This window comes from Bradyrhizobium sp., from assembly GCF_049519115.1.
GTDB lineage: Bacteria > Pseudomonadota > Alphaproteobacteria > Rhizobiales > Xanthobacteraceae > Bradyrhizobium.
Genome location: NZ_JBEKRB010000146.1, coordinates 1 through 4,572, shown reverse-complemented (window position 1 = coordinate 4,572; position 4,572 = coordinate 1). Strand labels below are relative to the sequence as shown.

Genomic DNA, 4,572 nt, shown 5'->3' with positions numbered 1-4,572 from the left:
GAGATTTTCTCGTCCGCTGAGTTTTCGAGTTTTTCAACACAATCATTGGAAAAGCGGAAGTCGTATTTCAGGGCCGTCAGTTCGCCTTTTGACCGATTGTGTTGAAAAAGCCCTTTCCGGTGCTAGGCCCAATTTTCTAAGAGCCGCTGGTTCGCTTTCCGCTTTGGGACGTGAGGGACCGCGTCGACGAGGGCGGATTCATTCAGCGGCCTTCCCATATAATCTAACAGGGGATCGCCAGCCGAAGTTGGCGACCGGCTCGCTTTTGCGCAAATTCCACTGACGCGACATTTCCGACCTTTTCAACACAATCGACCCAAAGCGGACTTCGCCGTTTGGCAGATCAACGGTCAGGATTTGGTTAGACCAGCCTATTCGCCTGCGCGATCACCAACTTCCGCCAGTGATCCATTGCTAACATGCGCAATCAACTATGATAGGGCCACTCTCGGCAAGCTGACCTTCGAAAGTGGTGAGCGACAACTAAGTGGGGTTTCGTTCGGAAGCGGTGAAAAGCCTCGAGAGAAAATCGGTGAGGCCCGTGCTCAGATTAGTGTGACCCTCACCTCAACGTTTCCCCGTGTCGCTTTTGAGTATGGACACAAATTCCGCGCTTCATCGGTTAGCTCCGCGGCGACCTCGCGCCCCAAGCCCGGGATCATCACGTTGAGCCGCACGCCAAGGAAGTAGCCGTTCTCCCCGAGGTTCAGGTCGACTTCGGCCTCGATGCTAACCCGGGCCAGAAACATGATGTTTCTTTTGCGAGCCGCGATCGCGATCGCATCTGCGAAAGAGGCTGACCAGCCAGCGGCCAACAGTTGCTCCGGATTGGTACCGATACGCGCCGAACCGGGCGTCGAAAGCCTGATGTCGAGTAGGCCGTCAAAACTGCGGGATGCGCCACTATCGCGGCCTCCAGCGGTTCTGGTCTTCCCCGTATGAAGCGTCTTTGAAATCTGGTTCATGACTCGTTCTTGTTGGATCATTGGCCTGGATAGGGCACGACTCGAAGCTCTCGTGGAACACGCCGGCGAGCTTCGAGCTATGGTTCAAACAAGGGTGGTCGTGACGTCGATATTGCCGTGCACCGCCTTCGAGTACGGGCAGATCGTGTGCGCGATATCGATCAAGGCCTGAGCTTGCTCGCGTTCGACGCCCGGCACGCTGACGTTCAGACGCGCGCGGAGGAAGAACGCGCTTCCGTTCAGGTTCAGATCAATTTCAGCGTCGACCGCAAGACCTGCCGGAAGCTTGACCTTCCGCTGCGAGGCGGCGAGTTCGATTGCGCCCATATAGCAGGCCGACCACGCGGCGCCGAACAGCTGCTCCGCAGACGGATGTGGTTCCGGCAATTTGATGTCGAGATGGCCGTCGCTGCTGCGCGCGCCGCCGGCAGCTCCGTTCGTGTTGTGGGTTTTTCCGGTGAAGAGAAGTTTCTCGGTCATGGCTGATTCTCTCTCAAGGTTAGGGTTGAGCCGTACCAACTGCGTCGTTGCGAATACGGCGATTGACAGATCGAGCCGGCGCGCGCTTCGAGCGTGCGCCGAAAGTTTCAGGCTGCTTTGCGGAGTGACCTGAAGCCTGTGCGAAGCTCCTCGGTGAAAAGCTTCGGCTGTTCAAAGGCTGCGAAATGACCGCCCTTTTCCACCTTGTTGTAGTGGATAAGATTGGGATAGGCCCGCTCTGCCCAACTGCGCGGAGCCGGATAGAGTTCGTCTGGAAACACGCTGACGGCGACCGGGATCGAGACGCCCTTGGCGTTGAAGTAGCCGACCTTTCCCCAATTCTCCCAGTAGAGACGAGCACCGGAGAGCGCCGTATCCGTCAGCCAGGTGATCGTGATGTTGTCGAGGACGTCGTCGCGCGTGAGGCCTTCCGATTCTCCCTTGAATACGCGGGAGATCAGCGCGTAGCTGCGCGCGTCGTGATCGAGGAAATAAGCCGCCAGGCCGACAGGAGAGTCCGCAATTCCATATAACGTTTGCGGCCGCAACCCCATCTGGTAGCCGTAGGCAATGCCTTTCTGATAAACGAACTGCAAGCGCTCATAAGCGATCTTCTCGTCTGCCGAGAGATCCGATGGCGCAGGCGCCCCGGAAGCAGCCGCCTTGTCGATATCAGCCGGAAAGATCCCGGGCATGTTGGTGTGGATGCCGAGCAATTCCGGCGGCGCCTGCACACCCATCATATCGGTAATGATGGCGCCCCAGTCGCCACCCTGCGCGACAAAGTGCTTGTAGCCAAGGCGCCGCATCAGCGTCGTCCAGGCCCGCGCGATATGCTTGGGATCCCAGCCGGTCGCCGTCGGCTTGCCGGAGAACCCGTAGCCAGGCATTGACGGAATGACCACATCGAACGCATCGGACGCGGCGCCGCCATGCGCCGTGGGATTGGTCAGCGGATCGATGATCTTCATCTGCTCGACGATGGAGCCGGGCCATCCGTGCGTCACGATCAACGGCAACGCATTGTCGTGTTTTGAGCGAATGTGAATGAAGTGAATATTCAGCCCGTCGATTTCGGTGACGAACTGCGGCAAGGCGTTCATTTTCGCTTCGATCTTGCGCCAGTCATATTCGGTCGCCCAGTAGCGCGCGAGCGCCTGAACCGTCGACAGTTGCACGCCCTGGGATGCATCATTGACCGTCTCCCGGTCCGGCCAGCGGGTCGCGAGGATGCGTCGTCGCAAATCGACGAGCGCCTCATCGGGAACGTTGACACGGCCGAAGGGGCGAATGGCATCGTTCGCCGGCGCGGCGGTCGATTTTGACGGAAGCAGGCTGACTGCGCCGGCAGCAACAATGCCCTGAGCAGCCGTGCCCAACAGCCGACGGCGATCCTGATCGATGGTCTCGGAGGTCTTGATGGTGTCCATGGTGTCTCTCCTGGGGTTGATGGTTGTCGGGTGCACTTGCGTGCCCCCCAACACCTATCCCCACGAGGCCGAAATCACCCGTTAGGCCTTGTTATCGCTCGTTAGCCGTAGCTAATCCCTTGCCGTTTCGCGGAAATTTCGGCTCCGGCCCGGCGCTCGAACGCGCGGTTCCCTTAGTCTTTATGGTTTGCAGGAAGGGTCGTAATCTCTCGAAAGACGGTTTGCACAGGCGCGTTCCAAGAGGGGTGTATGGCGGCGACGGCTACCAAGCGGACCGACGGTGGCCTGTCGTTCGGCCCTTTTAAATTGCTGGTGAACGAACGCCTTCTCACCAATGACGGCATCCCCGTCGAATTGGGCGCGCGTGCCCTCGACATACTGGTCGTCCTGACCTCCACCCCGAATGAAATCGTGAGCAAGACAGACTTGCTTGCGCGGGTCTGGCCGGATGTCATCGTCGAGGAAGGCAGCTTGCGCTTTCACATGAACGGCCTGCGCAAAGCGTTGGGCGACGGAAAAGGCGACGCCCGATACATCACGACATTGCCGGGGCGAGGATATTGCTTCGTCGCGCCGGTCTCGCAGGCTGGCGATCCGCCCGGTCGTACAGAGGTCATCGAAACCAGCCATTTTCCGCACACCAATCTTCCTAACCGTCTTGGCCGGATTGTCGGCCGGGAACAGGACATTCGGCAGCTTTCGGCTCAGCTGGACGCTTCACGCCTGGTCACCATCGTTGGTCCAGGCGGCGTCGGTAAAACCACCGCCGCGATCGCAGTGGGACATCAGTTGGTCGACGCCTTTTCGGGCGCTTTGCTGTTCGTCGATCTCGGAATGCTCGGCGATCCCGGCCTCGTGGCGGCAGGCATCGCCTCCATGCTCGGGTTATCCGTCCAATCCAATGATGCGACTCCCAATCTGATCGCCTACCTGCGCAACAAGCGAGTGCTCCTGATTCTCGATACCTGCGAGCATCTCCTCGAAACGGTAGCGCCACTCGCGGCGGCTATTATCGATGCGGCTCCGCAGGTCCATATTCTGGCGACGAGTCGCGAAGCGCTTCGAGTGGAAGGCGAGCATATCTACCGATTGGGAGCGCTGGCGTGTCCGCCTGACGAACCGGGCTTTACGGCGGCGGATGTCCGGACGTTCCCTGCCACGCAGTTGTTCGTCGAGCGAGCAGTCGCCAGTGGCGCGCGACTGGACGTCAGCGATGCAGAAGCTCCGATCGTCGCCAGCATCTGTCGAAAGCTCGACGGAGTGGCACTTGCAATCGAACTGGCGGCCAGACGCGTGGAATCTTACGGGCTACAACAGACTGCGGACCTTCTCGACCAACGCCTCACTCTGCTGTGGCTGGGCTCGAGAACCGCGCCACCGCGCCAAAAGACGTTGCAGGCGACACTTGATTGGAGCTTTGGTCTGCTGACGGGACAGGAGCGTGTGGTGCTTCGCATGCTCGCCGTATTCGTCGGCCATTTCACGCTGGACGCGGCGCTCGAAGTCGCCGCCACCGCTGTTCTCGACAAATCAGCCGTCCTCGGCGCCATAGACAGCCTGGTCGCAAAGTCGATCGTGGCAACAAGCCCTCTGGGCGCGATGATGCGCTACCGGCTTCTCGACACAACCCGCACCTACGCACTTGAGATCAATGTTGACGGCGTCAATGCTACCGACCTGTCGATGCGGCATGCAGT

General features: G+C 59.5%; 5 protein-coding genes. 2 read left to right on the top strand and 3 right to left on the bottom strand.

Annotation, left to right across the window (positions count from 1 at the left end):
* A partial coding sequence (locus ABSE61_RS36085; RefSeq protein ID WP_423875934.1) for a hypothetical protein occupies window positions 1-283 on the top strand: 283 nt, incomplete at its 5' end.
* A 262-nt stretch (window positions 284-545) separates the two neighbouring features.
* On the opposite strand, the gene ABSE61_RS36080 is transcribed toward ABSE61_RS36085, so the two are convergent.
* The 3 genes from ABSE61_RS36080 to ABSE61_RS36070 form a co-directional block, all read right to left on the bottom strand.
* Window positions 546-965, bottom strand: a complete 420-nt coding sequence (locus ABSE61_RS36080; protein ID WP_423875933.1) for an Ohr family peroxiredoxin — start codon at window positions 963-965, stop codon at window positions 546-548.
* A gap of 84 nt (window positions 966-1,049) precedes the next feature.
* Window positions 1,050-1,445 (bottom strand): Ohr family peroxiredoxin, encoded by a 396-nt coding sequence (locus ABSE61_RS36075; protein ID WP_423875932.1) that lies wholly within the window; start codon window positions 1,443-1,445, stop codon window positions 1,050-1,052.
* A 107-nt stretch (window positions 1,446-1,552) separates the two neighbouring features.
* Window positions 1,553-2,875, bottom strand: a complete 1,323-nt coding sequence (locus ABSE61_RS36070; RefSeq protein WP_423875931.1) for an epoxide hydrolase family protein — start codon at window positions 2,873-2,875, stop codon at window positions 1,553-1,555.
* A 249-nt stretch (window positions 2,876-3,124) separates the two neighbouring features.
* On the opposite strand from ABSE61_RS36070, the gene ABSE61_RS36065 reads away from it, so the two are divergent.
* On the top strand, window positions 3,125-4,572 hold a 1,448-nt coding region (locus ABSE61_RS36065), incomplete at its 3' end, for an ATP-binding protein (protein WP_423875930.1).

Coding starts and splice junctions, on each gene's coding strand:
- ABSE61_RS36070 (WP_423875931.1), bottom strand. CDS start 2,875: ATGGACACCATCAAGACCTCCGAGACCATCGATCAGGATCGCCGTCGG.
- ABSE61_RS36075 (WP_423875932.1), bottom strand. CDS start 1,445: ATGACCGAGAAACTTCTCTTCACCGGAAAAACCCACAACACGAACGGA.
- ABSE61_RS36080 (WP_423875933.1), bottom strand. CDS start 965: ATGAACCAGATTTCAAAGACGCTTCATACGGGGAAGACCAGAACCGCT.